The sequence below is a fragment of the Streptomyces sp. NRRL F-5122 genome (assembly GCF_001507435.1).
Taxonomy (GTDB): Bacteria; Actinomycetota; Actinomycetes; order Streptomycetales; family Streptomycetaceae; genus Streptomyces; species Streptomyces lannensis.
This window is the reverse complement of sequence record NZ_LMWH01000129.1, coordinates 1-500: the sequence shown is the minus strand read 5'-3', so window position 1 is coordinate 500 and position 500 is coordinate 1. Positions and strand designations below refer to the sequence as shown.

1 protein-coding gene is annotated in these 500 nt (G+C 68.6%); it reads left to right on the top strand.

From position 1 onward, the window contains the following. Positions 1-120: 120 nt before the first annotated feature. Positions 121-489: a helix-turn-helix domain-containing protein gene (locus tag ADL25_RS16145; protein ID WP_059128439.1), complete on the top strand. Its 369-nt coding sequence runs from the start codon at positions 121-123 to the stop codon at positions 487-489. Positions 490-500 lie beyond the last annotated feature (11 nt).

Genomic DNA, 500 nt, shown 5'->3' with positions numbered 1-500 from the left:
CGCCGGGCTGACTCCGGTCGGCCACCGCGCCCCAGGGGTGCGGGCTCGTGCAGAACTGCCCGGGGGCGGGGCCGTTAGACTCATTGACAAGCGGCCGGTCGAGGGCGGGAAGAACCAGCGGTGCCCAACACACTGCAGGAACTGATCAAAAGCAAGCTGGACCAAAAAGGGTGGTCCTACAGCGATGTAGCGCGCCGTGGCGGGATCTCCCGCTCGACGGTCCACCATCTCGCGACGTCCGCACGGCTGGCACAGATGCCCCAGCAGGCCACCCTCGAAGGCCTGGCCCGAGGACTGGGAGTGCCGGTGGCACCGATCCAGCGGGCCGCAGCCGAAGCCGCCGGCGTGCACGTCTACTTCGAGAACGCACCCGAGATCGCCGACCCCGAGGTGGAAATCCTCATCGCCAGCGTCCACAAACTCAGCCCCACCGACCGCCGGCACGTCGCCGTACTCGTCGAATCCCTGCTCCGCGCCGACGAATCCTGAACCCCCTCCCC